Genomic DNA, 25850 nt, shown 5'->3' on the forward strand with positions numbered 1-25850 from the left:
CCGACAACGCGGATTCGTCGGCTCCGGCTGCAATGCGGACTGACAACAGCCGTAAGGGGAGGGCCACATGACACCCGCGCACACGACCCACTCGCCCGAGCTCAGAGCCGCCGCCCGGCACTTCGGGCGACGCACCTTCCTCACCGCCACGTCCGCCGCCGCCGCGCTCGCCTTCGCGGTGAACCTGCCAGGCACCGCGCACGCCGGTACGGTCAACGGCCGCAAGATCACCGAGAACCCCTTCACGCTCGGCGTGGCGTCCGGCGACCCCCGACCCGGGTCCGTCGTGCTGTGGACCCGCCTCGCACCCAGGCCGTACGAACCGGGCAGCGGGATGCCCGACGCCAGGGTCCAGGTCCAGTGGGAGGTCGCCCACGACGCCGCGTTCGCCCGGATCGCCAAGCGGGGCAGCGTCACCGCCTTCCCCGAGTTCAACCACAGCGTCCACGTCGAGGCCGCCGGCCTGGAGCCGGACCGGGTCTACCACTACCGCTTCCGTACCGGCACCTGGATCAGCCCCGCCGGCCGCACCCGCACCGCTCCCGCCCCCGGCGCCGTACTCGGCCGGCTGAAGCTGGCGGCCGTGTCCTGCCAGGCGTACCACGACGGCTACTTCACCGCGTACCGGCACCTCGCGGACGAGGATCTCGATGTCGTCTTCCACCTCGGCGACTACCTCTACGAGTACGCCGTGAACTCGGCGGGCGGCGCCCGCAATTACACCGACCGCGTCCTGCCGGCCCACTTCAACCGCGAGACGGTCACCCTGGAGGACTACCGGCTGCGGTACGGCCTCTACAAGTCCGACCCCGACCTCCAGGCCGCGCACGCCGCGCACCCGTTCGTCGTCACCTGGGACGACCACGAGACCGAGAACAACTACGCCGACGAGACGCCCGAGAACGGCGTACCGCCGGAGGAGTTCCTGCTGCGCCGGGCCTCCGCCTACCGGGCGTACTGGGAGAACCAGCCGCTGCGCGCGCCGCAGCGGCCGGCCGGACCGGACATGCAGCTCTACCGTCGGCTGCACTTCGGACAGCTGGCCCAGTTCGACGTGCTGGACACCCGCCAGTACCGCTCGGACCAGGCGTACGGCGACCGGGCGCACGTCTCGGGACCCGAGTCGGAGGACCCGTCGCGCACGATGACCGGCGCACAGCAGGAGCGCTGGCTGATCGACGGCTGGCGTGCGTCCACCGCCGTCTGGAACGTCGTGCCCCAGCAGGTCAACTTCTCCCGGCGCGGCCTGGACCTGACCGACGACCCCAAGCTCAGCATGGACGCGTGGGACGGCTACCCCGCCTCCCGCGACCGGGTCCTGGACGGCGCGAAGTCCGCCGGCGTGGAGAACCTGATGGTCCTCACCGGCGACGTGCACGTCGCGTACGCCTACGACATCAAGCGCGACTACGAGACGCCCGGCGCGGAGATCGTCGGCACCGAGATCGTGGCCACGTCCATCTCCAGCGGCAAGGACGGTGCCGACAAGCCGGCCACCTGGGAGACGTACACCACGGCGAACCCGCACATGAAGTTCTACAACGGACGCCGCGGCTATGTGACGGTCACCCTCGAAGAGCAGCAGGCACGCGCCGACTTCCGCACGGTGGCCGCCGTGACGACGCCCGGCGCACCCGTCACCACGACCGCGTCGTTCGTGACGCAAGCGGGGAACCCCGGGCTTCAGCAGGTCTGACCTGCCGTCCGGCACGTCGTGCGACGACGTGCCGGACGGCCCGGGGCGGTTCCTGTTGCCGGGCCCCGCTGACGGAGCATGTCGCCGGTCCCCGCTGTCGCCGGGGTCAGGCGGCGGTGCGTGCCGTCATCCGCCGTGGCGCTCGCCCGGGAAGCGGACGCCGATGCGCTCACGCACCGCGTCGAGCGTCCGCATCACGGCGAGCGTGCCGTCGAGCGGGACGAGGGGCGACTCCTTCTCGCCCGCCCGCACGGCACGCATCACCTCCGCCGCCTCGTGCTGCAGCGAGTCACGGCGGCCGTCGAAGAGGAACTCCTCCGGCTCCTCGCCGTCGCGGTGCAGGACGAAGCGCTCGGGGAAGAAGAACCCGTCCGGCACGTCGATCCGTCCGGCCGTCCCGGTCACGGACGCCGTGACCGGGGTGCCGGCCGTGATCGAGCAGGACAGCAGGGCCGTCGCCCCCTTGTCCGGCCAGCCGAGGAGCATCCCGGTGTTGAGGTCCACGCCCTCCGGGGACAGCAGCGCGTCCGCCTGGACCCGCTCCGGCTCGCCGAGCAGCAGCAGCGCGAACGCGACCGGATAGACGCCGAGATCGAGCAGCGCGCCGCCGCCGAGCGCGGGATCCCGCAGCCGGTGGTCCGGGGCGAACGGGCCCGCGATCCCGAAGTCGGCCTGCACGGTGCGGACGTCACCGATGGCGCCCTCGCGGACCAGCTCGGCGATGCGGCGGACGGCCGGGTGGCAGTACATCCACATGGCCTCCATGAGGAACGTGCCGTGGAGGCGGGCCAGTTCGACGAGCTCCGCCGCCTCGGCCGCGTTCAGGGTGAACGGCTTCTCGCACAGCACAGGCTTCCCGGCCGCCAGGCAGAGCCCGGCGGCGGCCCGGTGCGCCGAGTGCGGCGTTGCGACGTACACCACATCGACGTCCTCGTCGGCGGCGAGCGAGGCCCAGTCCCCGTACGCCCGCGGTATGCCGAAACGGTCGGCGAACGTCTTGGCGGACGCCTCGGTGCGGGAGGCCACCGCCACGATCTCGGCGTCGGGCGTGGCCGCCAGATCCTCGACGAACCTCGCGGCCATGCCGCCGGTCGCCAGTACGCCCCACCGCACGGTGTTGCTCATCACTCGTCCACCCCTGTTCACGCCGAAAAGGTCTCGATCAGTCCGGACGAGCTGAGAGCATAGATGTTGAAAATAGGATTAGGAGCTGTAGATGCCGGAGAGCGGCCAGAGCAAACAAGGACGAACCACTCATCCCGGACCGGCATCCGCGCCCCCGGTCTCCGCTGCGGTCCCCGCCCCGCGGGATGCCGCAACGGCCGCAGCCGCGACGCCTGTTGCCGGCTCCGTCACCGGCCCGGGCGCCGCCGCACGCCGGGCAGGGCTCCTTGTCACACTGGTCCTCGGCGGCCTCACCGCGCTGCCGCCGCTGTCCATGGACATGTACCTCCCGGCGCTGCCCGCGGTCACCGACTCGCTGCATGCACCCGCGGCGACCGTCCAGCTCACCCTCACCGCCTGCCTCGCCGGCATGGCACTCGGCCAGCTCGTCGTCGGCCCCATGAGCGACAAGTGGGGACGCCGCCGCCCGCTGCTCGTCGGCATGCTCGTCTACGTGATCGCCACAGCGATGTGCGCCTTCGCGCCGACCGCCGAACTGCTCATCGGCTTCCGGCTGTTGCAGGGCCTCGCGGGCGCCGCCGGCATCGTCATCGCCCGAGCGGTGGTGCGCGACCTCTACGACGGTGTGGAGATGGCCCGGTTCTTCTCCACCCTGATGCTCGTATCCGGCGTCGCGCCCATCATCGCCCCGCTCATCGGCGGCCAGGTGCTGCGGGTCACCGACTGGCGCGGCATCTTCGTGGTCCTCACCGTGGTCGGCGTCCTGCTCACGCTCGTGGTCGTCAAATGGCTCGACGAGACCCTGCCGGTGGACAAGCGCCACAGCGGCGGAGTGGGCCAGGCGCTGCGCACCATGCGCGGGCTCCTCGCCGACCGGGTCTTCACCGGCTACATGCTCACCGGCGGGCTCGCCTTCGCCGCCCTGTTCGCGTACATCTCTGCCTCGCCGTTCGTCGTGCAGGAGATCTACGGCGCTTCGCCGCAGACCTTCAGCCTGCTCTTCGGCCTCAACTCGATCGGCCTGATCGCCGTCGGCCAGATCAACGGCCGGCTCCTCGTCGGCCGGGTCAGCCTCGACAAGGCCCTCGGTTTCGGCCTCGCCGTGATCACGCTCGCGGCGACCGCGCTGCTGCTGCTGACTTCTGGCGTCTTCGGCGAGGTGGGACTGTTCCCGATCGCGGCGGGCCTGTTCGTCCTGATGTCCGCGATGGGGCTGGCGATGCCCAACACCAACGCGCTGGCACTGCTGCGCACCCCGCACGCGGCGGGCTCGGCGTCGGCGCTGATCGGCACGGCGTCCTTCCTTGTCGGCGCGGTCGCCTCACCGCTGGTGGGCATAGCGGGCGAGTCGACGGCGGTGCCGATGGCGGTCGTGCAGGTGGTGTGCGGGGTGGGGGCGATGCTGTGCTTCTTGCTGCTGTGCCGGCCGTGGAGGGGGAAGGCGGGGGCGGCGGTCTGAGGGGGTGCGGGCCGGGTACGGGGGCGCCTGCGGCGGGCTTGTTCCCCACCCCGCCCCTTCCCGAACCGGGGCAAGCCCCGGGCCCCGTACCGCGCTCCGCGGAACCAGCCCGTCGGCGGGGGCATGTCAAGCCCCGCCGGCGATGGGGGCGCGGGGGTCCGGGGGCGGAGCCCCCGGTTTCGGGGAGGGGCGGGGGGAAACGGCCGCGCGCAGCGGCCACGACCGCCCCACCCGCCAGGCGTGACCCACGGCCCCGCACTGGCCCCGCGCAGCGGCCACGACCGCCCCGCCCGCCAGGCGTGACCCACGGCCCCGCTCGGACGTCGTGGCCCGCCCGCCAGGACGTCGGGCGCGGCGCCCGCCCGCGTACACTCTTCCGGTGAACGCCGCCCCCGCCCCCACCGCCGAGACCCTGCGCAGCGCCCTCGCCGGGCTGCTGGACGGGCTGCCGCCCACGCAGGCCGCTCAGGCCGTCGAGCGGCTGATCGCGAACTATCGGGGGGACACCCCCACCGGCGCGCCCATCCTGCGGGACCGGAGCGATGTCGTCGCCTACGCCGCGTACCGGATGCCCGCCACCTTCGAGGCGGTGCGGGCCGCGCTCGACGCGCTGCGGGCCGCGGCGCCCGGCTGGGTGCCGGGCACGCACACCGACATCGGCGGCGGGACCGGCGCCGCGAGCTGGGCGGTCGCCGACGCGTGGGACGAGGCGGCGCCGAGCACGACCGTCCTGGACTGGGCCGAGCCCGCGCTCGCGCTCGGCCGGGAGCTGGCCCGCGCCTCGCAGGTGCCCTCCCTGCGGGCCGCACACTGGCAGCGCTCGCGGATCAGCTCGGCGCTCCGTATCGAGAGCACCGATCTCGTCACGGTGTCGTACGTCCTCAAGGAACTCGAGCCCGCCGCCCGCGCCGCCGTCGTCGCGGAGTCCGCGCGCGCGGCCGGCGCAGGCGCCGTCGTCATCGTCGAGCCCGGCACCCCCGACGGCTACGAGCGGATCATCGAGGCCCGCGACGCCCTGATCGCCTCAGGGATGCACATCGCCGCGCCCTGCCCCCACAGCGCCGCCTGCCCCATAGAGCCGGGCTCCGACTGGTGCCACTTCGCCGCCCGCGTCTCCCGTTCGTCCCTGCACCGCCAGGTGAAGGGCGGCTCGCTGGCGTACGAGGACGAGAAGTTCAGCTACGTGGCCGCCACCCGCTTCCCGGTGGAACCGGTGACCGCCCGCGTCACCCGCAAGCCGCAGATCCGCAAGGGCATGGTGCTGCTCGACCTCTGCACCAAGGACGACGGGCTGCGCCGCGACACGGTGACCAAGCGGCACGGCGCGCTCTACAAGGACGCCAGGGACGCCGAATGGGGCGACGCCTGGCCGCCCCGCACAGCAGAGTGAGACGAGACGTCTCGGTTCATCGTTGTTAGATTGGCCGCCATGACCGAGATGAAGGCACCCGACTCCGCCCGCCGCAGCGAACGCTCCCGGCGTGCGATCTACGAAGCGGCCCTCGGCCTCGTCGGTGAGATCGGCTACCCGAAGACCACCGTCGAAGGCATCGCCGCCCGTGCCGGGGTCGGCAAGCAGACGATCTACCGCTGGTGGCCCTCCAAGGCGGCCGTGCTCCTCGAGGCGTTCCTCGACATGGCGGACCAGGCGGCGGAGGCGGCCGGGCCCGGCGGCTACGAGATCCCCGACACCGGGGACCTCGAGGCCGACCTCCGTACGGTGCTGCGTGCCACCGTCGACGAGATGAACACCCCCGTCTACGACGCCCCCGCCCGTGCGCTCGCCGCGGAGGGAGTGGTCAACGCGGAGGTCGGCGCCCAGTTCGTCGAAAGGCTGCTCGAGCCCCAGCTCCAGCTCTACGTCACACGGCTGCGGGCCGCGCAGGAGGCGGGCCAGGTGCGGGCCGGGATCGACCTGCGCGTCGCCCTCGAGCTCTTCACCGGGCCCCTCGCCCACCGCTGGCTGCTGCGCACCCTGCCCCTCACGCACGAGTACGCCGACCAGATCGTGGACTGTGCCGTGAACGGTCTCGCGCCCCGCCACTGATCCCGTGCGCCCCCGGGATGACGACGTGCCCCACCCCGGTTGAGGACTGTGGCCACCCGGGGAGCAGGATGGTGGGACCATGGCAGGGTCCGCGTGGGGCGAGCGTGAGGTGTGAGGGGATAGATGGGCGACGGTATCGGCCGCTACCGCGGCACGGAGGGCAGGCCTTCCCGGGAGAGCAGGCTGGCGCAGTGGCTGCGCCGCCGCAGCGGGAACACCGACGCGGAGGACTCGCAGCGCGAGGACCTGCTGCTGGCCGCCGCCGCCGCCGGACTGCCGCTCGCGCCCGCCGCCCACCCGATCGGCTACCGCTGCTCCTGTGAGCGCATCGGCTGCCCGACGCCGGCCACCCATCCGATCTCGTTCGCCTGGCAGACCCAGTCCACGACCGACAAGGCGCAGATCCAGCGCTGGGCGCAGGGCCAGCCGGAGGCGAACTTCATCACCGCCACCGGCATGGTGCACGACGTGCTCGACGTCCCCCTGGAGGCCGGCCGGGGCGCACTCGCCCGGCTGCTCGAGCGGGGCATCGACGTCGGCCCGGTCGCAGAGGTCGGCGAGGACCGGATGCTCTTCTTCACCGCCACCCGGGGCACCCCGGAGGACGAGGACGAGTGGTGGCCCTGCGCACTGGACTGCCACCCCGAGACGATGGACGAGCACCCAGGTCTGCGCTGGCACTGCCGCGGCAGCTACGTCCTCGTACCGCCCGCCCGTCTCCCCGGCGACGGTGACCTGGCGGTCGCCTGGGTCCGTGGCCCGGAGCATCCGCTGCCGGACCCGCTGACCCTGCTGGAGACGCTGACGGACGCCTGCGCGAAATACGCGGGGGAGAACGAGGACATCGACCACCACGCGGCAGCCTGGCCTCTCGGCCGCTGATCCCCGCCCCTCGGCTTCGCGCTCGGGTCGCGGCCCGGTGCGCCGCGCCGGACGGCGGACCCGTCCGCGAGAGGCCACCGGTACGCGGAGCGGTACGGCCGGTGTGAGCCCCGGCCACGGTCCCGCGTGAGCGGTACGCCCGGAGCCGGCCCGGCAGCCACCGGCATGCGGAGCGGTGAGCCCCGGCGGTCGCCCGCCGCCGAACGGCGGGCCCCGTTACGAGCCCTTCGCCGCGGTCAGACCCGTCAGACGGCCCACGACCTCGACCGCCTGGCCGGGCTCGCCACCGTTGCCCGGCGGAACGAGGACCGCCTGGCTGGAGACCCGTTCCTTGGTGATCGTGTCCTTCACCTGGCCGGTCAGCAGCGCCTTGACGTCCGGCACGACCTTCAGCCGCACGCCCTTCGCGGCCGTCTGGCGTTCGAAGTTGCGCACCGAGAAGAAGACGAAGGCGTCGCCGTTCCGCGTCATCAGGCCCAGGGGCCCGAAGTCGCCGGTGTCCAGCGGCTGGTCGAGGTACTGGGTGTTGACGCCCGGTACGTTCGCGGTCTTCTTGCGGTCCTCGCGCCAGGCGGAGGTGTGCGGGCCGGGCTTGAAGTGGTCCGGCTTCCCGTTCTGCATGTACGAGGCGTACTCCTCGCTCAGATTGCGGGGGGCGACCGCCGTCGCCGCGCTGTCCGGGGCGACGGGCTCGGCGTAACCGTCCTTGTCCGTCCTGAAGGCCGGGATCTGCTGGGGGAGCATGATCGTCAGGTAGGCGGCCTTCCACCCCTCGTCCGCGCCCGCGCGCACGAACACCAGCACCCAGCGGTTGTCCGCCGCGCTGTCGTCCTGGTCGCGGTTGGAGTCGGTGTCCGCGACGAACCAGCGTGGCCAGCCCGCCTTCTTGGGGATGGTGAACTTCGCGTCGGTCAGCTCCAGCGGCACATGGTTCGGGTTGCCGCCCGGGAAGTTGACCTGGCGGGCCTTGAGACCGGCCTGGTTGATCGCGCCGAGCGCACCGGTGACATGAGCCGCGTCCAACGCCGGGTCGTAGGCCTTGTCGGCCTTGTTGTACGCCTCCGTGAACGCCGCGAGAGCCTTCGCCGCCTCGTCCTTCGTCGCCGAAGGAACGACTTCCAGTTCCCCGTGCACCGTCACGCACGCGCTCGCCGTCAGGGACAGTACCGCCGTCGCCGCGAGACCCGTCGCCGCCCGACCCAGCCTTCTCATCGGTTGCCTTCTGCTCCTCGACCCCCATGGACCGTCCGAACCCTACCGGGGCCCGTGACAGGCCGGACGCCGGGACCGGATACTGCCCACACCGTGACCTCGACGACGGCCGGGCCCTGCCGGAGGGCCGAACACGCCCTGTACCGGCGGCCCGTGCCGCACCGCCCCGCCGCGACCGTCCGGCCCGGCGCACGACGGGATGCTTGAATGCCTGCGTGAACGAACTCGACGCGCTCGGCGTACCCGAGGTTCTCGACGTCCTCCACGTCTTCTGCGGCGGTGACGGACGGCACGGCAACGCCCTCGGCGTGGTGCGTGATGTCCGTCGCCACCCGGACCGGGAGTCCCGGCAGGCCCTCGCCGCCGAACTGGGCTTCAGCGAGACGGTGTTCGTGGACGACCCGGAGCGCGGCGCCGTCGACATCTACACGCCCACCCAGCGCCTGGCCTTCGCCGGGCACCCCCTCGTCGGCGTCGCCTGGCTGCTGGACCTTCAGGCCGTGCGCCCGCCGGCGGGCGAGGTGTGGGTGCGCGACGACGGCGAGTTCACCTGGATCACGGCCCGTGCCGAATGGGCGCCGCCGCGGCGGCTCGAGCAGTACGCGTCACCCGCCGAGGTCGACGCGCTGCCCGTGCCGCCGCCCGACGACGGCAGGCTGTACGCGTGGGCGTGGCAGGACGAGGCGGCGGGCCGGGTGAGGGCCCGCGCGTTCGGGCCGCGCGGCGACCGCGCGGTGGAGGACGAGGCCACGGGCGCGGCGGCGCTGCTGCTGACCGACCGGCTCGGCCGGGCGCTGAACATCACTCAGGGCCGTGGGTCGCAGATCCTGACCGCGCCCGGCCCTGACGGCATCGTGGAGATCGGCGGACGCGTACGCCTCGCGGTACCCGCGCTCCCGGCCGGGCCCGCGTCCGTGCCCCCGTCCGCCGAGGAGCGCCGGCCCGCTCCCGCCGCGCGGATGAGCTTCCAGCGCAGCGAGCGGGCCCGGCTGCCGCACGCGGTGACCATGCCGGAGGTCACGCGCTGAGCGGGAACTCCCGCTCGAGGTCACGGAGGATGGCCACGTTGTGGTCGAACGCGACCCGGCACTCCTCGATCATGCGCTGCTTCTCCAGGTCGTCGGCGTCGACCGCGTCCAGCAGCTCGCGGTAACCGCGCTTGAACGCCGCCGGGTTGGCGATCTGCTCGAAGACGTAGAACCGGACGCCGTCCCCCTTGCGGTCGAAGCCCCAGGTCTTCTCCGCCACGTCGCGCAGCACCTGGCCGCCGGAGAGGTCGCCGAGATAGCGGGTGTAGTGGTGCGCCACATAGCCCGCGGGCCAGGTCCGCGCGCACTCCTCGATCCGGGCCGCGTAGGCGGCCGTCGACGCCAGCGGTACGAGCTCCTCCGGCCGGACGTCCGCGCCCCGCAGATGCCCGAGGTCGCGCTCCAGCTCGGCGGTGCGCATCAGCTCGGGCCGGATGAAGGGACCCGCGACCGGGTCGTCCTTCAACGTCCCGGCCGCGCCTTCCAGCGCCCGGTAGACGAACCACAGCTCCTCGGTGTACCGCGCGTACGCCTCGACGCTCAGCCGTCCGCCGAGCAGATCGTCCATGAAGGACGACATCTGCACGGTCGTGTGGCGCTCGTGCGAAGCGAGGCGGATCTGCGTCGAGAAGGGCGTGCCGGTTGCATCCAAGGCGGGCCTCCAGGGACCGAAGCGGTCGGGAACGGACGACAGCGGCTGTTGCCACCGCCGATCCTGCTACTTAGGATTACCTAAGTCAACGCGTTCCCGACGACCTGTCGGTAAAGACGTTACCCACCTCGGGCGTCACGGCAACGTAAGAATTTCCGCCCCGGTGTCCGTCACCACCAGCGTGTGCTCGAACTGCGCGGTGCGCTTGCGGTCCTTCGTCACGACCGTCCAGCCGTCGTCCCACATGTCGTACTCGTACGTCCCCAGCGTGAGCATCGGCTCGATGGTGAACGTCATGCCCGGCTGGATCACTGTGGTCGCGTGCGCCGCGTCGTAGTGCGGGATGATCAGCCCGGAGTGAAACGACGAGTTGATGCCGTGCCCCGTGAAGTCGCGGACGACCCCGTAACCGAAGCGCTTGGCGTACGACTCGATCACCCGGCCGATGACATTGACCTGGCGGCCCGGCCTGACCGCCTTGATCGCGCGGTTCAGCGACTCCCGGGTGCGCTCCACGAGCAGCCGCGACTCCTCGTCGACGTCACCGCAGAGGTAGGTGGCGTTGTTGTCGCCGTGCACACCGTTGATGTACGCGGTGACGTCCAGGTTCACGATGTCGCCGTCCCGCAGCACCGTGGAGTCCGGGATCCCGTGGCAGATGACCTCGTTGATCGAGGCGCACAGCGACTTCGGGAAGCCGCGGTAGCCGAGCGTCGACGGGTAGGCGCCGTGGTCGCACATGAACTCGTGCGCGACCCGGTCCAGTTCGTCGGTGGTCACCCCCGGGGCGATGTGCTTGGCGGCCTCCTCCATCGCCTGCGCGGCGATGCGGCCCGCGATACGCATCCGCTCGATGGTGTCCGAGTCCTGGACCTCCGGCCCGGAGTACGGGGTCGGCGCGGGTTTCCCGACATACTCGGGACGCCGGATGTTGCCGGGGACGGATCGGGTGGGAGAGAGCTCCCCTGGTACGAGCAGCGACTGGCCAGACATGGCAGCGAGTCTAACCAGGCCCGCTGGGGCAGCATGGCCTCAGAGGAAGGAGCAGACGATGGCCCTGTTCAAGAAGCGCACGGTGGGCAAGCCGGGCGAGTGGTACTACTGCCTCCAGCACAAGAAGGTCGAGGAAGGCCCCGAGTGCCCCGCGAAGGACCGCTTCGGCCCGTACGCGTCCCGTGTGGAGGCGACGCAGGCGATGGAGACGGCGCGGGAACGGAATCTCGAGTGGGAGAACGACCCCCGCTGGCACGACGGGGCGGCGCGCCCGTCCGACGACTAGGGAGCGGGGGCTCTGCGCCGCGCGGAGCGCGGTACGGGGTCGGGGCTTGCCCGAGGGAAGCGGCCCGCCGTAGGCGTCACGCACCCGCGCCCGCCGCCGCGCGCCGGGCCACCGCGTCCTCGTCCGTCTCCGCGTCGTACGTGACCAGCTTCGGCAGCACCGCCGCCAGCAGCCCCACCGACACCACGCACACCACCCCGCCTCCCCAGATCGCCGGGCGGGTGCCCGTCCAGCCCGCCATCGCGCCGGCACGGACCTGGCCGAGTTGCGGTCCGACGCTGTACGAGAGGACCTCGATGCCCGCCAGGCGGCCTCGGAGGGACTCGGGGATCGTCTGGTTCCAGATCGTCGAGCGGCCGAGGCCGCTCAGCATGTCCCCGGCGCCCGCGAAGGCCAGGCACAGCAGCACCAGCCACACGTTCGAGAACCATCCCGCCGCGGCCACCGCCAGCCCCCAGCCGGCCGCGCCGAAGACCACGAAGAGGCCGTGCCGGCGCACCCGGGACGTCCAGCCGCTGGTGAGGCTGAGCAGCACGGAGCCGACCGAGCCCGCCGCGTACATCAGGCCGAGGGCCCACTCCGCGTCCAGGTCGTCCGCCAGGAACGGGAAGATCGTGTGGGGGAAGGCGAACACCATCGCGGCCAGGTCGATCGCGTACGTCCCGAGCAGCACCGGCCGCGACCACGCGTACCGCGCGCCCTCCGCGATGCCCCGCAGGGACGGTTTCTGCGCGTCGTGCGCCGGCGGCGCCGGGTCCAGGCGCAGGCACAGCAGCACGGAGACCACGAAGCCGACGACGGTGAGCCCGTACGCCGTCGCGTGGCCCGCGTAGGCGACGACGACGCCCGCCACCGCCGGACCGGCGATCGCTCCCGCCTGCCAGCGGACGGCGTTGAGCGCCGCGGCCGCCGTGAGCTGGTCGTGCGGCACGATACGGGCGATCAGCGAGTCCAGGGCCGGGCGCTGCAACCCGGCACAGGCCGAGACGCCCGCCGCCACCAGGTACAGGGGCCAGAGCATCGGCTCGGGAAGCGCGGCGTTCACGAGCAAAATCAGCGCCAGCAGACCGAGACCGGCCTCGGTGCCGAGGATCACCCTGCGCCGGTCGACGGCGTCCGCGAGGGCGCCGCCGTAGAGGCCGAAGACGATGAGCGGGACCAACTCGACCGCGCCGATCGCGCCCACGGCGAGCGGGGATCCGGTCAGGTCCTTGATCTGCAGCGGCAGCGCGACCATCGCCATGAAGCTCGCGAAGTAGGTGACCAGCCCTTGTATCCACAGAAGCCGGAACCCGCGGGACGACCGCAACGGGGAGAGGTCGGGCAGCACGGCGGTGAGCTTGGACGGCTTGGAGGTCACGGGTGGCCATGTTCGATCCGCTGATGGCCCCGGGCAACCGATTTTCCGCCGGTGTCACCAGCGGGGCGGCGGCGGTGCCGTGAGCTGGTCCGCGAGACGCGACAGCCGGTCCGTGAAGCGCGACCGGCCGCGCGGCGCCGGCACGCAGTTCTCGCCGGCCGCCGCGCTCACGAGGTGCTGCACCGTGTCGATGTCGATCTCGGCCGCCCCGTCCGCGTGGTCCGGGCCCGGCACCGTGAGCGCCTCGTGCGCCAGCCCCCGCACCTCGGGGTCGCCGCCGTCGAGGGCCAGGACCGTCGCCCCGGCCCGACGTGCGTCGTGGACCCGTTCCAGCAGGCCCGGGTCAGGTGCGGCGGGGGCCACCAGCAGCAGGGTCTCACCGCGCCTGGCCGCCTCGAGCCTGCCCAGCCCGACGGCCAGATGCGCCGGGACGCCGGCGTCCACCCGGTGCCGTACGAGCGTCGGGGCGAGCTCCGGCTGTCCCGACCATGCCGCCTCGTCGACGAGGTGGGCGGCCATGTGCCACGGCTCGTACTGCCGCGTCCCCACCAGCAGCAGCCCGCCGCCGCGCGGCACCACGGAGGAGCGCAGCGCCCCGGCGAACCGGCGGGCCGCCGCGGGCCATTGGGTCCCGGCGAGGACTTCGCGCAGCAGCGCGACGCGTACGGCATCCATGGACCGGCATCCTGCACCGCACCGCCGCCCCGTGCGGCCCGGTCGGGCCTGGCTCACCCGATCGGGAGGCAGTACCGCGAAGTAAGGTCGGCCCATGACTACTAGTGGTACTGACACCCCGGGCTCCGCGCCCAAGGCGCCCGCCAAGGACCCCTGGGACCTTCCCGACGTCTCCGGCCTCGTCGTCGGCGTCCTCGGCGGCACCGGCGACCAGGGCCGGGGACTGGCCTACCGGCTGGCCAGGGCCGGCCAGAAGGTGATCATCGGTTCCCGTTCCGTGGAGCGCGCCGAGGCCGCCGCCCAGGAGCTGGGCCTCGGCATCGAGGGCGCCGACAACGCGGAGTGCGCGCGGCGCAGCGACGTGGTGATCGTGGCCGTGCCGTGGGACGGGCACGCCAAGACGCTGGAGACGCTGCAGAAGGAGCTCGTCGGCAAGCTCGTCGTCGACTGCGTCAATCCGCTCGGCTTCGACAAGAAGGGCGCGTACGCGCTCAAGCCGGAGGAGGGCAGCGCCGCCGAGCAGGCCGCCGTCCTGCTGCCCGACTCACGGGTGACGGCCGCGTTCCACCATCTGTCCGCCGTGCTGTTGCAGGACGAGTCGATCGAGGAGATCGACACCGATGTGATGGTGCTGGGCGAGGTCCGCGCCGACACCGACATCGTGCAGGCGCTGGCCGCGCGTATCCCGGGCATGCGGGGCGTCTTCGCGGGCCGCCTGCGCAACGCCCATCAGGTCGAGTCGCTGGTCGCCAACCTGATCTCGGTCAACCGCCGTTACAAGGCACACGCGGGGCTGCGCGTCACCGACGTGTAGGACGCGTCCAGGACATGTCCCGGGCGGGCGAGGGCTCGCTGGGCGGGGCGCGCCCGGGGGAGACGGGCGGGCAGGGGGACGCATGGGGGACACTGGAGGGCCGAACCACCCGCAGGACCCGACAGGAGCCGTACCCCATGCCCCGCCTCGCTCTCTACTCCCTCGCCGTCTGCGCCCTTGCCGTCGTCGCGGCGGTGATCTCCTTCGTGCAGGGCATGTGGCTCGGGGTCGTGTGGGTGCTGCTCGCGGGCCTCGCGTCGAACATGGCCTGGTACTACCTGCGCCGGGCGAAGGCGGAGCGGGCCGCCGCCGGGTCCGGCTCCGCCTGACCCGTCAGGCGGGGACCGCGCAGAACTCGTCCTGGCCGTTCCAGAACTCGAACAGGTCCCGGCCGCAGTAGATGCCGAGCTCGTCCACCCCGAGGGCCTGCATGATCCCGTGGACGGCGTCGAAGAACATGCCGTTGACCTCGGGGATGAACAGGACCACGAAGACGATGATCAGCCCGAACGGGGCGATCGGCTCGACCTGCCGGCGCACCTTGTACGACAGCCAGGGCTCGATCACGCCGTAGCCGTCCAGGCCCGGGACCGGCAGGAAGTTCAGGATCGCGGCCGTGACCTGGAGCATCGCGAGGAACGCCAGAGCGAAGCGGAACGCGACCGGGACGCCGTCCAGCGCGCCGAGCCAGAACGGGGCGGTGCACACGGCGGCGAACAGCACGTTCGTCAGCGGGCCGGCGGCCGAGATCAGGCTGTGCTTCCAGCGGCCGCTGATGCGGTTCCGCTCGATGAAGACCGCGCCGCCGGGCAGACCGATACCGCCCATGATCACGAAGATGACGGGCAGCACGATGCTCAGCAGGGCGTGCGTGTACTTCAGCGGGTTCAGCGTCAGATAGCCCTTGGCGCCGATGGAGATGTCGCCGCCGTGCAGCGCGGTGCGGGCGTGCGCGTACTCGTGCAGGCACAGCGAGACGATCCAGGCGGAGACGACGAAGAGGAAGACGGCCAGCCCCGGGCTGGCCGCGAAGTCGGTCCATACCGCCCAGCCGGTGACCGCCATCACCGCGGCGATCCCGAGGAACACGGGACTGATGGCGCTGTCGCTGCGGCGCCTGGCGGCGGTGGTCATGAACGCGGCTCCTGGGGTGTGGCGGGGGTGCGGGGCGGGTGTGCGGAGTAGACCGCACCGGCGCCGTGGGGTCAAACGTCCCGGCGCCGTTCCCGGTTCCTGCTCCTGCCCCCGCGGGGCGGCGGCGACACCGGCCACGACACCGGCCCGGCGGCGGGTTCGCGGACGGCTCAGGGACCGGAGGCGGTGCGGGGGCGGCGCAGCACCGGCCCTGCGGGCGGTCCGCGGGCGGCACAGCGCCGGCAGTCGGTACGCGCTCGACACCGGCCCGGCGTGCGGTGTGCGTCGCCGCCTGTCCGGCGGTCGGTACGGGACGGCTCCGGGACCGGAGGCGGTGCGGGGGCGGCGCAGGCCGGACGCGGCGGGTACGCGGGCGGCGCCGGTGCGGCGGTCGGTGCGCGGGCGACAGGGACAATGGGCCGGTGCGCTATCTCCTGCTCGGCACCACCCAGGCCGTCCGTGACGACGGCACGCCCGTCGCGCCCGGCGGCGTCCGTCTGCGTGCCCTGCTGACGGCGCTCGCCCTCCGGGCGGGGCGCACGGTCACCGCGAACGTGCTGGTGGACGAGGTGTGGGACGGCGACCCGCCGTCGGATCCGGCCGGCGCGCTGCAGGCGCTGGTCGGCAGGCTGCGCCGCGCTCTCGGGCCGGAGGCCGTGGCCCTGGCCGACGGCGGTTACCGGCTCTGCGCCGACCCCGACGACGTGGACCTCCACCGGTTCGACCGGCTCACCGCCGAGGGCACCCGGGCGCTCGAGGACGGCGACGCGACCAAGGCGGCGGCCCTCCTCGACGATGCCCTCGCGCTGTGGCGGGGACCGGTGCTGGCCGACCTGCCGGACCGCACCGCGGCCGAGGCACGGTGGGAGGCCCGCAGACTGGACGCCCGCCGCGCGCGGATCGCCGCGGCGCTCTGCCTCGGCGGCGCCGAGGCCGCGGTCCCGGAGCTGCTGGCCCTGTGCGAGGCGCATCCGCTCGACGAGCGGCTCCAGGCCCTGCGGATCCGGGCGCTGCGCGACACCGGCCGGCCCGCCGAGGCCCTGGCGGCGTACGAGGAGGTGCGCCGTGGGCTGGCCGAACGGCTCGGCACCGACCCGGGACCGGAACTGGCCGCACTGCACGCCGAGTTGCTGAACCCGCCGGCGCCGGCCGCCCCCGTGGGCAACCTCCGCGCCCGGCTCACCAGCTTCGTCGGCCGCGAACCCGAACTCCGCGAGATCCGCGAGGACCTGTCCCGGGCCCGGCTCGTGACCCTGCTCGGGCCCGGCGGCGCGGGCAAGACGCGGCTGTCGCAGGAGGCCGCGGAACTGGCGGCCGCCCGGCCCGGCAACCCCTGGCCGGACGGCGTCTGGCTGGCCGAACTCGCGCCCGTCGCCGACCCGTCGGCCGTCCCCGAGGCGGTGCTCACGGCGCTCGGTGCCCGGGAGACGGTGCTGCGCGGCGCGGGCGCGGAGGAGCTGCGTGCCGCCGACCCGCACGGCGCCGACCCGTTCGTGCGTCTCGCCGAGCACTGCGCCCGGCGCCGCATGCTGGTGCTGCTCGACAACTGCGAACACGTCGTCGAGGCCGCGGCGGTGCTGGCGGAGCGCCTGCTGGGCAGCTGTCCCGGTCTGACGATCCTGGCCACCAGCCGCGAACCGCTCGGTGTACCGGGCGAGCAGATCCGCCCGGTGGGCCCGCTGCCGGACGCGACGGCGCTGCGGCTGCTGGCCGACCGGGGAGCGTCCGCGAGACCGGGCTTCCGTGTCGACGCGGACGAGGAGACCGCCGCCGCGGCCGCGGAGATCTGCCGCCGCCTCGACGGGCTGCCGCTCGCCGTCGAACTGGCCGCGGCGCGACTGCGGATGCTCACCCCGCGTCAGATCGCCGACCGTCTCGACGACCGCTTCCGTCTTCTGACGAGCGGCGCCCGTACGGTCCTGCCCCGTCAGCAGACGCTCCGCGCGGTCGTCGACTGGTCCTGGGACCTGCTCACCCCCGAGGAACGGGCGGTCCTGCGCCGCCTGTCGGTCTTCACCGGCGGCTGCGACCTGTCGGCGGCCGAAGCGGTCTGCCCGGCCCCGGCCCCGGGCGGGAGCGCCGCCGAGACGGGGGACGTGGGGGACGTCGCCGGCGTGGTCGGCGCCCTTGTCGACAAGTCGCTCGTCGTCGCCGAGCCCGCCGCCGACGGGCGTATGCGCTACCGGCTGCTCGAGACCGTCGCCGAGTATGCCGCCGAACGGCTCGACGAGGCCGGGGAGCGGACCGGGGCCGAGCGGCGGCACCTGGTGCACTACCGGGAGCTCGCCCGCACCACCGACCCCCGGCTCCGCGGCCACGGCCAGCACGCCGCCCTCGCCCTGCTGCGGCGCGAGTACGAGAACCTGCGCACCGCCCTGCGACGGGCGGTCGCCGCCCGTGACGAGCACGAGGCGCTGTGCCTCGTCCTCTCCCTGGCCTGGTACTGGCACATGCAGGACCTGCGCACCGACGCCCGCCACTGGACCGAGGCCGTGGCCGCCCTCCACCCCGACCCCTTCGCACCGCCCGCGTGCCCGGCGCCGCCGCTCAGCGAGCGGTGCACGGACTCGCCCCCGCCGCTCACGCCCGAACTGCTCGCAGAGGCCCGGCGGCAGGCCGCGCTGATGCGGATGGTCAGCATGGACCACGGCACCGAGGAGTGGACCACTCCGGAGAAGCTCGCCTGGTTGCGCCGTGTCGTCGGCGTCTACGACGCGGGTCCGCCGCAGAGCTGCCGCTTTCCCGCCTCGCTCTGGTTCTACGCCGTACTGATCACCGGCGACGGCGACCACGTACGCCGCGTCCTCGACCGGACCGTGCGGATCGCGGAGGAGCACGGCCCGGAGTGGGAACTGGCCAACGCACTCCAGTGGCGGGCCAACATCCTGGCCAACCGCGGCATGTGGGCCGGTGACGCCCACCGCGACGCGGACCGCAGCCTGCGGATCTTCGAACGGCTCGGGGACGCCTGGGGCGTGGCCGAGGCACTCGCGTCCCGCGGCGAGGCCCACGAGCGGCAGGGCGCGTACGAGGAGGCCGCCGCCGACTACCGTGAGGCCGTCGAGCACGCCGCCACGCTCGGCGCCAAGGGCCAGGCGTTCGTGCTGCGCGGCCGCCTGGCGAACGCACTGCTGGAGGACGGCCGGGGGGCGGAGGCCGAGACGATCCTGCGCGAGGTGCTCGCCGCGGGACACGACGCCGGGTACGAGGCCAGGTCACTGGCCCGGATGGTGCTCGCGATGCGGCTCGGCCGCTCCGGCCGCATCGGCGAGGCGCGCAGGGAGCTGGAGACGCTGCGCGCGGACCTCACCAGCGACACCTTCGCCGTCTTCCAGGGCATCGTCATCGGCTTCCTGGCCTGGCTGGACACCGTCGACGGCCGTCATGCCGAGGCATGCGACGGAGCCCGTACGGCGCTCGCGTACGCCATGGAACCGCTGTCCATGATGGTCGCGCCGCAGATGCCTGCCGCGCACGTCCTCACAGCGGCCCGCGCCCTCGCGGGCGCCGGCGACGCCCTGGTCGCGGCCCGGCTGCTCGGGGCGTACGAAGGACTGCTGCCGCAGCGCCACTTCATGACGGCGCTGGAGCGGGAGAACCGCCGTCTCGCCGAGGACGCCGCACGTGCCGTCCTCGGGGACGCCGCCTTCGAGGACGCGTACGCCGAGGGCGGCGGCCTCACCCTGGAGGAGGCCGCCGCCCTGGTGAGCGCCACGGGCTGAACGCCGAGGACGGGACGTCAGGTCTTCCTGCGGAACTTGGCGACGGCCAGCGGCGCCGTCACCACGGTGATCGCCGCCGCCCAGCCCAGCGTCATCCACACCGACTCGGCGACCGGCCCGCCGTTGATGAGCGCGCGTGCCGCGTCGGCGAGGTTGGAGAGCGGGTTGTAGTCGGTGAACGTCTTCAGCCAGCCCGGCATCGTCGACGGCGGCGAGAAGATCGACGACCCGAACTGCAACGGCACCAGCACCAGCATGGCCATCCCCTGGACGGCCTGCGCCGTCTTCATCGTCAGCCCCAGCAGGATGAAGATCCATGTCAGCGAGGCGCCGAAGACCAGCGAGAGCCCGACGGCCCCGAAGAGTTCGAGCACGGAGGTCTTGATCTCCAGCCCGAGCAGGAAACCCATGCCGAGCAGGATCGCGATGGCGACCAGCATCCGGCCCACTTCGACGACGATCTTCGCGACGAGGACCGACGACCGGGCGATGGGCATCGTCCGGAACCGGTCCATCACGCCCTTCCTGAAGTCGTCGTTGATCCCCGTACCGACGGCCATGGCGATGTTCATTCCCATCATCGCCATCAGGCCGGGGACCACATAGTTGACGTACACGTCCTGGTTGCCCTTGCCGGCGATCGCGCCGCCGAAGACGTACACGAACAGCAGCGTGAAGACGATCGGCGTCAGCAGGACGTCGAACATCGACTCCGGGTCCTGCTTGATCTGCATGATGTTGCGGCGCACCAGGGCGCCGATGTGCCGCAGGTCGGCCCGCAGGCCGATCCGCCCCTCCGGGCGGGGAACGGCGGCGGGGGCGGTGACGGTTGCCGCGCTCATGCCGCGACCTCCTCGGGGATCGTGGTGCCGACGGGTGCGGGCGAGGTCTTCTCGCCGGTGATGGCCAGGAACACCTCGTCCAGGCTGGGCAGATGGGTGCCGATGTGCGAGATCCGGAAGTCGTGGGCGCTCAGCACTCCGACGACCGCGGTCAGTTGCTCGTCGCTGAGGATCGGTACGTACAGCTGTCCTTCGTCCGGCACAGCCGACGCCCCTCCGACACCGTCGAGCCCGGCCTCGGTCACAGCCCGTGCCATGGAGGCGAGTTGGGCCGGGTCGCTCGGCCGGATCTGCAGGGTGCGCCCGCCGACCTTGGCCTTCAGCTCGTCCACCGCGCCGCCCGCGATGACCCGGCCCCGGTCGATGACGGTCAGCTCGCTCGCGAGCTGCTCGGCCTCCTCCATGTACTGGGTGGTGAGCAGCACGGTCGCGCCCTCCGCGACCATCCGCCGCACCTCGTCCCAGACCTCGTTGCGGGTACGGGGGTCGAGCCCGGTCGTCGGCTCGTCCAGGTAGAGCACGGCCGGCCGGCCGATCATCGAGGCGGCGAGGTCGAGCCGGCGCCGCATACCGCCCGAGTACTGCCCGGCGGGGCGCTTGGCGGCATCCGTGAGCGAGAAGCGCTCCAGCAACTCCTCCGCGCGGCGGCGGGCGTCCTTGCGGGACAGGTCGAGCAGCCGCCCGATCATGTAGAGGTTCTCCCGTCCGGACAGCTTCTCGTCGACCGAGGCGTACTGGCCGGTGAGCCCGATGGTGCGGCGCAGCTGACGGGGCTGTCGCACCACGTCGTAGCCGGCGACGGTGGCGCGGCCGGCGTCGGGGACGACGAGCGTGGAGAGGCAGCGTACGAGGGTGGTCTTGCCGGCGCCGTTGGGTCCGAGGACCCCGAGGACCGTGCCTTCGCGGACGTCGAGGTCCACTCCGTCGAGCGCTTTGGTCTCCCCGTAGTGCTTGACGAGGCCCCGTACCTCGACGGCGTTCTTGTCGATTCGCGTCATGGGGACCACGGTGTCCGCCCGCGCCGACAGACGGCCGACAGGCCACCGACACGCCGCCGACGGACACCGGCGGACCGCCGACGCGGCCCGGGCGGGACTTCGCGGGACCGCCTACGGGCAGGCGCCGGTCACGGCCATGTTGTCGACCGACGTGAGCGGGATCTCGACCGGGCCCGCCCGCCCGGCCACGGACAGGCGGACCTTGCCGCCGTCCGCCGACAACAGAACGCCGCAGGTGGTCCCCGAACCGTGGGTCACCTTCAGGAACGCGGGCCGGGCCGCAGGCGCCCACCAGGTGAGCGCGGTGCCGGCGAACAGCAGCACGAGGGCGACCGCGACGGCACGGCGGGCACGGGTGAGCCGCCGGGCCGCCCGTATCGCCGTCGCCACCTCGAAACCGTCCACCGACCCGTGGTCGCGGTGGATGTCGGTCAGGGTCATGGCGAGCGGCTTGTTCCCCGCCTGCGCCGCCAGCGCGTGCCACAGACCCACCACGGCCAGGGCCAGTCCGCCGCCGACGAGTACGGTGACGGCGACCCTCCAGCCGAAAGGCAGCTCGGCGGTGGTGCTCCGGCCCTTGATCACGATCGCCGCGCCGATCAGGGTGATGAAGGCCGCCAGTCCGTTCCGCCACGCCTCCGCGCTCGCACGCACCGCCGGCAGCGACTCGCGCACCAGCTCCCGGAACCGGTCCCGCTCCGCCAGGTCGGTCGCACTGGGCGGACCGGCCGGCCTGCGGGGCCGCAGGTTCACACGATGTCCAGTTCGAGACGGAAGCTGGCACCGCACCCCGTCAGGCCCTCCGGGGCGTCCAGGTGGGTGCTGCCGCAGCCGCAGGAGATGTCCAGCACCACGGACTCCACCGGGCCTGCGTCCGCGGAACGGCCCACCCCGCCGGTGCCGGTGAGCGCGACCGAGACCTGCCGGTCGACGATCCGGTGGTCGCAGCGGGGACAGGGACCTGCCACGACGAAGCCGTACACGTCGCCCGAGCCGTGCGGCGACACCGTGAGCTGCCCGGCCTCGAGCAAGTCGTAGGCACGATCGGTCAGTTCACGGTCGGTGGTGGCGAGATAGGCAGGGACCGCTGCGTCGGACATGGCCACACTGTAATGAGCGCCGGTTTACCTTGAGTGCTGTTTCGACCACTCGCGGCAAGGGGGGCTCATGGCGGTCGGCAGCGGTGAGGGCGAGGTCGGGGGCGACGGCGCGGGGGACAACCGTGGGCGGCAACTGCTGCTGCGCGGAATCGAGTTGGACCGCCACGGTCGTACCGAGGAGGCCGAGAAGCTCTTCAGGGAAGCCGCCGAGGAGTACGGCGACTTCAACGGGATGTACAACCTGGCGCTGCTCGCGGAGCGCACCGGCCGGATCCACATGGCCCGTCTCTGGTACACCGAGGCGTTCCACCACGGGCATCCGGAGGCCGCCAACAACCTCGGGGTACTGCTGCACAACCAGGAGGACCCGGACGCGGCCCAGTGGTTCTGGATCGCCGCCTCCATGGGCCATCCCCAGGCCGCCGCCAACCTCCGGAGGCTGGGGGCCGCCCGCACCGGTCCTCCGGTGGACCCGGAGGTGGCGCCGGTGCTGAAGTACCTGAAGGCGGAGGCGGCGTTCAAGCAGTTCGAGGAGACGGGCGACGACGCGGCCCTCGTAGCGGCCGTCAACATCACCCGGGACGGGGTGCGCCTGGCGCCCGAGGGGCATCCGGCACGGGCGACGTTGCTGGGCGCCTTACGGGGAGTCCTGCGCCACCGCTACGACCTGCGCGGACACATCGCCGACCTGCGCGAGGCCGTCACCGTGGCGCACGAGGAACTGTCGGCCCGGGCCCCGGACGATCCGCGGCGCACGGACGCCGCACAGGCCGCCGTGGCGCTGCTCCGCGACCTGTCCCAGGTCCTCGGCGACGCGGATCCGGTGCGGCAGGCCGTGGACATCGGCAGGCAGGCGCTGACGCAGCCGGGCGGCGACGAGGGATCACGGGCCCACCTCGAGGCGAGTCTCTGCGGCGCCCTGACGTCGCTGGCCGTCCAGCACGCGGACGCCGGTGGCGGGCCGACAGCGGGCACCGGCGGTGCGGCCACGGAGGCCGCGATCGACGGGTATCTGGACGAGGCCGTCGCGCTGGGGCGCGCCGCCGTGGAGCGCCTGCCCTCGCACGACGCGGTGTCACGCACCAATCTCGGGGCGGCACTGCACATGCGGGGCTCGCGCAGAGGTTCGCCGGACGATCTGGACGAGGCCGTCGCCCTGCTGCGCGCGGCGGCACGGACCGCGGACAACCAGCGGCACCGGGCGGACGCCGCCACCAACCTCGCGTCGGCGCTGCGCAGCCGGGCCTCCCTCACCCGCCGGTCGCAGGACCGGCGGGAGGCCGAGGAAGTGGCGGAAGCGGCGCGGACCGTCCTTCAAGAGGCACCCGCGGACCATCCACGGACGCTGATGCACTCCCTGTTCGCGGCCGGTCGCGCCGCCACGTCGGACGAAGCCCGTCGCACGCTGGCGGCCGTGCCCCGCTCACACGCCCTACGACCGAAACTGCTGGTCGTGCTGGCCACGGCACTCGAGGAGGAGGGCGACCGGGACGCCGCGGTCGCCGTGGCCCGGGAGGCGGCGGCCACCGCGGTGAGCAGGGAGAGCACGGTCGAGTCGCAGCGGCTCCTCGGCTCGCTGCTGCTGCGTTCGCGCGATGGGGCCGGGCCGGGCAGGGCGGAGGTGGAGGAGGCCGTAGGAGCCTTCACCGCGGCGGTCGCGGCATGTGAGGCGACGGACGTGTACCGCGCCGAGGTGCTGATCGGTCTGACCGTGGCGCTGGTGAACCGCTTCCGGTACGCACCGGACGGCCCCGACCGCGCCGCGGCGCTGACGGCGCTCCGGGAGGCGGCGTACGCCGTCGGCTCCTCGCCCGAGGACCGTCTGACCGCCACCCGGATGTGGGCGGGCCTGGCCCATGAGGCCGGCGACACCGCCGACGCGCTGGCGGGGGCGCGCGTCGCGGTCTCCCTGCTCCGGGACGTCGGCTGGACCGGTCTCGAGCGAGCCGACCAGGAGCAGGGCCTGCGCAGCGGTGCGGCGATGCCGAGGGACGCGGCGGCCCTGGCGATCATCGACGGCCGGCCGGAGCTGGCGGTGGAACTCCTGGAGCAGGGGCGTGCGGTGCTGTGGCGTTCCACGCTGCACCTGCGCGGCGACCTGGCCCCCCTCGCGGCTCGGGAGCCGTCCCTGGCGGCGGAGTCGAAGGAGATCCGCTCCGCGCTGGACGGTGACGGCAGGGTCGACCCGGAGACCCGGATGCGGCTGGCGCGCCGCTGGACACAGCTGCGCGACCGGGTCAGGAGCCTGCCGGGCTTCGAGCGCTTCCTCGCCCCGCCGGCGTTCGGCGAACTCGCTCCCGCGGCGGCGGAGGGCCCCGTGGTCCTCGTCAACATCAGCGCCGTGCGCTGCGACGCGATCCTCGTACTGCCGGGCGGACGGGTCGACGTCGTACCGCTGCCCGGCGTCGACCACCGCAGCGCGGACCGGGTCTGCAACACCTACCTGGAGCACCTGGGGGACGCGCTGGCACCCGGTGCCACGGGCCGGATCCGGCAACGGGCGCGGCACACCGTCCACGACACCCTGGAATGGCTGTGGGAGAGGATCGCCCGGCCCGTGCTGGACCGGCTGGGCCTGCCGTACAGGTCAGAGGCGCCGCCGCGGGTCTGGTGGTGCCCGACGGCCTCCTTGGTGTCGTTGCCGCTGCACGCGGCGGGGCGTTACCCGCGCACCCGCGCCGACCGGAGCGAGCCGGTCGGACTGCCGTTCGCGGTGGTGTCGTCCTACACCTCGACCCTCACCGCTCTCATCGACGCCATGCGGCGGCCGGCGGCCGGTGACCCCCGGCTGCTGGCCGTGGCGCTGTCCGACACCGAGCGAGGCCACGCGCCGCTGCCGGGGGTGCCCGAGGAACTGCGAGGGCTGCGCGAGGCGTTCGGCCGTGGGCGGCTGAGCATCCTGGCCGACGACGCGGCCACCGTCGCGGCGGTTCGCGAGCAGCTGCCCGGACACCCGTGGGCGCACTTCGCCTGTCACGGCAGACTGGACATGAACGCACCGGCCACGTCCGGCCTGTGCCTGCGTGACGGAGACATGAACGTGCTCGACTTCGCGGAGCTCCAACTGGACGGTGCGGACCTGGCGTTCCTCTCCGCCTGCCACACACGGCTGGGCGGTGGGCAGTTGCCGGACGAGGCCATCCACACCGCTGCCGCACTGCGCATGGCGGGATTCCGCCATGTCGTCTCCACCCTGTGGTCCGTCCAGGACCGGGTCGCACCCGCCGTCGCCGCCGCCTTCTACCGCAACCTCGGTGCCTCGGGCGGGCCATGTTCTGCCGGTGCCGCCGTGGCCCTGCACCGTGCCGTCGCGCAACTGCGCGACGACGACCCCACGAACCCGATGCTCTGGGCCCCCTTCACGCACGACGGCCCGTAGCGCAGGCCCCCTCCGCAGGGCAGGCCGCCGGCAGCGCCGGCGGCCTGTGGCCCTGCGGAGGGGGAGAGCGGTCAGGCCTTCGCGTAGTCGCCGAAGCCGACCCAGTCGAGCAGCACGCACGGCTCGTCGCCGACGACCCAGGCGTCGTGGCCCGGTGCGATCGACATGAAGTCGCCGGGGCCCGCCTCGCCGGTCTCGCCGTCGTCCATGACGACCTTCATGTGGCCGCTGATCATGTACCCGACGTGCGCGGCCTGACAGCTCTCCGTGCCCGCGATCGGCTTGACGTGGGTGGACCAGCGCCAGCCCGGTTCGAACACGGCACGGCCGACCGGCCCGTGCTCCGTGTTGATGAGGTCCAGCTTGCCCTTCCCGTCCTTGAACTCACGGGTCTCGTCAGCCGAGTCGAAGTTCCTGCTCGTGATCGCGGCCATGATGTCCCGCCT

23 protein-coding genes are annotated in these 25850 nt (G+C 73.1%); 11 read left to right on the top strand and 12 right to left on the bottom strand.

Annotation, left to right across the window (positions count from 1 at the left end; translation table 11 throughout):
* Nucleotides 1-67 precede the first annotated feature (67 nt).
* A complete protein-coding gene (locus ACIPJI_RS04100) occupies nt 68-1696 on the top strand; it encodes an alkaline phosphatase D family protein (RefSeq protein ID WP_402244363.1) in 1629 nt (542 codons plus the stop codon).
* Between the two features lie 126 nt (nt 1697-1822).
* Here ACIPJI_RS04100 and ACIPJI_RS04105 read toward each other — a convergent pair whose 3' ends face one another.
* Nucleotides 1823-2821: a Gfo/Idh/MocA family protein gene (locus tag ACIPJI_RS04105; RefSeq protein ID WP_402244365.1), complete on the bottom strand. Its 999-nt coding sequence runs from the start codon at nt 2819-2821 to the stop codon at nt 1823-1825.
* Between the two features lie 91 nt (nt 2822-2912).
* Between ACIPJI_RS04105 and ACIPJI_RS04110 the strand changes: the two genes are divergently transcribed.
* From ACIPJI_RS04110 to ACIPJI_RS04125, 4 genes are all read left to right on the top strand, one after another.
* Nucleotides 2913-4280, top strand: a complete 1368-nt coding sequence (locus ACIPJI_RS04110; protein WP_402244367.1) for a Bcr/CflA family multidrug efflux MFS transporter — start codon at nt 2913-2915, stop codon at nt 4278-4280.
* Between the two features lie 379 nt (nt 4281-4659).
* A complete protein-coding gene (locus ACIPJI_RS04115) occupies nt 4660-5670 on the top strand; it encodes a small ribosomal subunit Rsm22 family protein (protein WP_356619156.1) in 1011 nt (336 codons plus the stop codon).
* Between the two features lie 39 nt (nt 5671-5709).
* Nucleotides 5710-6327: a TetR/AcrR family transcriptional regulator gene (locus ACIPJI_RS04120; RefSeq protein WP_402244369.1), complete on the top strand. Its 618-nt coding sequence runs from the start codon at nt 5710-5712 to the stop codon at nt 6325-6327.
* A 123-nt stretch (nt 6328-6450) separates the two neighbouring features.
* Entirely contained in the window at nt 6451-7209 is a 759-nt protein-coding gene (locus tag ACIPJI_RS04125) for a bifunctional DNA primase/polymerase (protein WP_356619160.1), read from the top strand.
* A 216-nt stretch (nt 7210-7425) separates the two neighbouring features.
* On the opposite strand, the gene ACIPJI_RS04130 is transcribed toward ACIPJI_RS04125, so the two are convergent.
* Nucleotides 7426-8421, bottom strand: a complete 996-nt coding sequence (locus ACIPJI_RS04130) for a hypothetical protein (RefSeq protein WP_307706049.1) — start codon at nt 8419-8421, stop codon at nt 7426-7428.
* A gap of 215 nt (nt 8422-8636) precedes the next feature.
* On the opposite strand from ACIPJI_RS04130, the gene ACIPJI_RS04135 reads away from it, so the two are divergent.
* Entirely contained in the window at nt 8637-9449 is an 813-nt protein-coding gene (locus ACIPJI_RS04135; protein WP_356619162.1) for a PhzF family phenazine biosynthesis protein, read from the top strand.
* Here the strand turns inward: ACIPJI_RS04135 and ACIPJI_RS04140 are convergent.
* Both ACIPJI_RS04140 and map read right to left on the bottom strand, forming a co-directional pair.
* On the bottom strand, nt 9439-10101 hold the full coding sequence (locus ACIPJI_RS04140; protein ID WP_356619164.1) for a biliverdin-producing heme oxygenase: 663 nt from the start codon (nt 10099-10101) through the stop codon (nt 9439-9441). The two genes, ACIPJI_RS04135 and ACIPJI_RS04140, sit on opposite strands and share 11 nt — an antisense overlap.
* A gap of 135 nt (nt 10102-10236) precedes the next feature.
* Nucleotides 10237-11094, bottom strand: coding sequence for a type I methionyl aminopeptidase (gene map, locus ACIPJI_RS04145; RefSeq protein WP_005318390.1), 858 nt, complete (start codon nt 11092-11094; stop codon nt 10237-10239).
* A 58-nt stretch (nt 11095-11152) separates the two neighbouring features.
* Here map and ACIPJI_RS04150 point away from each other — a divergent pair, with 58 nt between their 5' ends.
* Nucleotides 11153-11380, top strand: a complete 228-nt coding sequence (locus ACIPJI_RS04150) for a hypothetical protein (RefSeq protein WP_189473966.1) — start codon at nt 11153-11155, stop codon at nt 11378-11380.
* A gap of 76 nt (nt 11381-11456) precedes the next feature.
* Here ACIPJI_RS04150 and ACIPJI_RS04155 read toward each other — a convergent pair whose 3' ends face one another.
* Together ACIPJI_RS04155 and ACIPJI_RS04160 are read right to left on the bottom strand one after the other, a co-directional pair.
* A complete protein-coding gene (locus tag ACIPJI_RS04155) occupies nt 11457-12740 on the bottom strand; it encodes an MFS transporter (protein WP_402244371.1) in 1284 nt (427 codons plus the stop codon).
* Nucleotides 12741-12794: 54 nt separating this feature from the next.
* Nucleotides 12795-13415 (bottom strand): hypothetical protein, encoded by a 621-nt coding sequence (locus ACIPJI_RS04160; protein ID WP_402244373.1) that lies wholly within the window; start codon nt 13413-13415, stop codon nt 12795-12797.
* Nucleotides 13416-13509: 94 nt separating this feature from the next.
* On the opposite strand from ACIPJI_RS04160, the gene npdG reads away from it, so the two are divergent.
* On the top strand, nt 13510-14229 hold the full coding sequence (gene npdG, locus ACIPJI_RS04165) for an NADPH-dependent F420 reductase (RefSeq protein WP_402244375.1): 720 nt from the start codon (nt 13510-13512) through the stop codon (nt 14227-14229).
* Between the two features lie 137 nt (nt 14230-14366).
* Nucleotides 14367-14558, top strand: a complete 192-nt coding sequence (locus ACIPJI_RS04170; RefSeq protein ID WP_307706043.1) for a hypothetical protein — start codon at nt 14367-14369, stop codon at nt 14556-14558.
* A gap of 4 nt (nt 14559-14562) precedes the next feature.
* Here the strand turns inward: ACIPJI_RS04170 and ACIPJI_RS04175 are convergent, their stop codons facing one another.
* Nucleotides 14563-15363, bottom strand: coding sequence for a site-2 protease family protein (locus ACIPJI_RS04175; protein ID WP_356619173.1), 801 nt, complete (start codon nt 15361-15363; stop codon nt 14563-14565).
* 422 nt (nt 15364-15785) lie between these two features.
* On the opposite strand from ACIPJI_RS04175, the gene ACIPJI_RS04180 reads away from it, so the two are divergent.
* Nucleotides 15786-19085 (top strand): BTAD domain-containing putative transcriptional regulator, encoded by a 3300-nt coding sequence (locus ACIPJI_RS04180; RefSeq protein ID WP_402244377.1) that lies wholly within the window; start codon nt 15786-15788, stop codon nt 19083-19085.
* Nucleotides 19086-19102: 17 nt separating this feature from the next.
* Here the strand turns inward: ACIPJI_RS04180 and ACIPJI_RS04185 are convergent, their stop codons facing one another.
* From ACIPJI_RS04185 to ACIPJI_RS04200, 4 genes are all read right to left on the bottom strand, one after another.
* Nucleotides 19103-19927 carry an ABC transporter permease gene (locus ACIPJI_RS04185; protein WP_402244379.1) on the bottom strand — a complete coding sequence of 275 codons (825 nt, stop codon included), beginning with the start codon at nt 19925-19927 and terminating at the stop codon, nt 19103-19105.
* Nucleotides 19924-20925, bottom strand: a complete 1002-nt coding sequence (locus ACIPJI_RS04190; RefSeq protein ID WP_402244381.1) for an ATP-binding cassette domain-containing protein — start codon at nt 20923-20925, stop codon at nt 19924-19926. Before ACIPJI_RS04190 ends, ACIPJI_RS04185 begins: the two co-directional genes overlap by 4 nt.
* 111 nt (nt 20926-21036) lie before the next feature.
* Entirely contained in the window at nt 21037-21678 is a 642-nt protein-coding gene (locus tag ACIPJI_RS04195; RefSeq protein WP_307706038.1) for a hypothetical protein, read from the bottom strand.
* Nucleotides 21675-22025, bottom strand: a complete 351-nt coding sequence (locus ACIPJI_RS04200; protein WP_307706037.1) for a hypothetical protein — start codon at nt 22023-22025, stop codon at nt 21675-21677. The genes ACIPJI_RS04195 and ACIPJI_RS04200 overlap by 4 nt, the downstream gene beginning before the upstream one ends.
* 67 nt (nt 22026-22092) lie before the next feature.
* On the opposite strand from ACIPJI_RS04200, the gene ACIPJI_RS04205 reads away from it, so the two are divergent.
* Entirely contained in the window at nt 22093-25404 is a 3312-nt protein-coding gene (locus tag ACIPJI_RS04205; protein ID WP_402244383.1) for a CHAT domain-containing protein, read from the top strand.
* 71 nt (nt 25405-25475) lie between these two features.
* Here the strand turns inward: ACIPJI_RS04205 and ACIPJI_RS04210 are convergent, their stop codons facing one another.
* Nucleotides 25476-25838, bottom strand: a complete 363-nt coding sequence (locus ACIPJI_RS04210; protein ID WP_402244385.1) for a cupin domain-containing protein — start codon at nt 25836-25838, stop codon at nt 25476-25478.
* Between the last annotated feature and the right edge of the window lie 12 nt (nt 25839-25850).

Origin of the sequence: Streptomyces sp. NPDC086835 (assembly GCF_044745705.1) — a bacterium.
In the GTDB taxonomy this organism is placed as follows: Bacteria; Actinomycetota; Actinomycetes; order Streptomycetales; family Streptomycetaceae; genus Streptomyces.

Coding starts and splice junctions, on each gene's coding strand:
- ACIPJI_RS04100 (WP_402244363.1), top strand. CDS start 68: ATGACACCCGCGCACACGACCCACTCGCCCGAGCTCAGAGCCGCCGCC.
- ACIPJI_RS04105 (WP_402244365.1), bottom strand. CDS start 2,821: ATGAGCAACACCGTGCGGTGGGGCGTACTGGCGACCGGCGGCATGGCC.
- ACIPJI_RS04110 (WP_402244367.1), top strand. CDS start 2,913: ATGCCGGAGAGCGGCCAGAGCAAACAAGGACGAACCACTCATCCCGGA.
- ACIPJI_RS04120 (WP_402244369.1), top strand. CDS start 5,710: ATGACCGAGATGAAGGCACCCGACTCCGCCCGCCGCAGCGAACGCTCC.
- ACIPJI_RS04125 (WP_356619160.1), top strand. CDS start 6,451: ATGGGCGACGGTATCGGCCGCTACCGCGGCACGGAGGGCAGGCCTTCC.
- ACIPJI_RS04130 (WP_307706049.1), bottom strand. CDS start 8,421: ATGAGAAGGCTGGGTCGGGCGGCGACGGGTCTCGCGGCGACGGCGGTA.
- map (WP_005318390.1), bottom strand. CDS start 11,094: ATGTCTGGCCAGTCGCTGCTCGTACCAGGGGAGCTCTCTCCCACCCGA.
- ACIPJI_RS04150 (WP_189473966.1), top strand. CDS start 11,153: ATGGCCCTGTTCAAGAAGCGCACGGTGGGCAAGCCGGGCGAGTGGTAC.
- ACIPJI_RS04160 (WP_402244373.1), bottom strand. CDS start 13,415: ATGGATGCCGTACGCGTCGCGCTGCTGCGCGAAGTCCTCGCCGGGACC.
- npdG (WP_402244375.1), top strand. CDS start 13,510: ATGACTACTAGTGGTACTGACACCCCGGGCTCCGCGCCCAAGGCGCCC.
- ACIPJI_RS04170 (WP_307706043.1), top strand. CDS start 14,367: ATGCCCCGCCTCGCTCTCTACTCCCTCGCCGTCTGCGCCCTTGCCGTC.
- ACIPJI_RS04175 (WP_356619173.1), bottom strand. CDS start 15,363: ATGACCACCGCCGCCAGGCGCCGCAGCGACAGCGCCATCAGTCCCGTG.
- ACIPJI_RS04185 (WP_402244379.1), bottom strand. CDS start 19,927: ATGAGCGCGGCAACCGTCACCGCCCCCGCCGCCGTTCCCCGCCCGGAG.
- ACIPJI_RS04190 (WP_402244381.1), bottom strand. CDS start 20,925: ATGACGCGAATCGACAAGAACGCCGTCGAGGTACGGGGCCTCGTCAAG.
- ACIPJI_RS04200 (WP_307706037.1), bottom strand. CDS start 22,025: ATGTCCGACGCAGCGGTCCCTGCCTATCTCGCCACCACCGACCGTGAA.
- ACIPJI_RS04205 (WP_402244383.1), top strand. CDS start 22,093: ATGGCGGTCGGCAGCGGTGAGGGCGAGGTCGGGGGCGACGGCGCGGGG.
- ACIPJI_RS04210 (WP_402244385.1), bottom strand. CDS start 25,838: ATGGCCGCGATCACGAGCAGGAACTTCGACTCGGCTGACGAGACCCGT.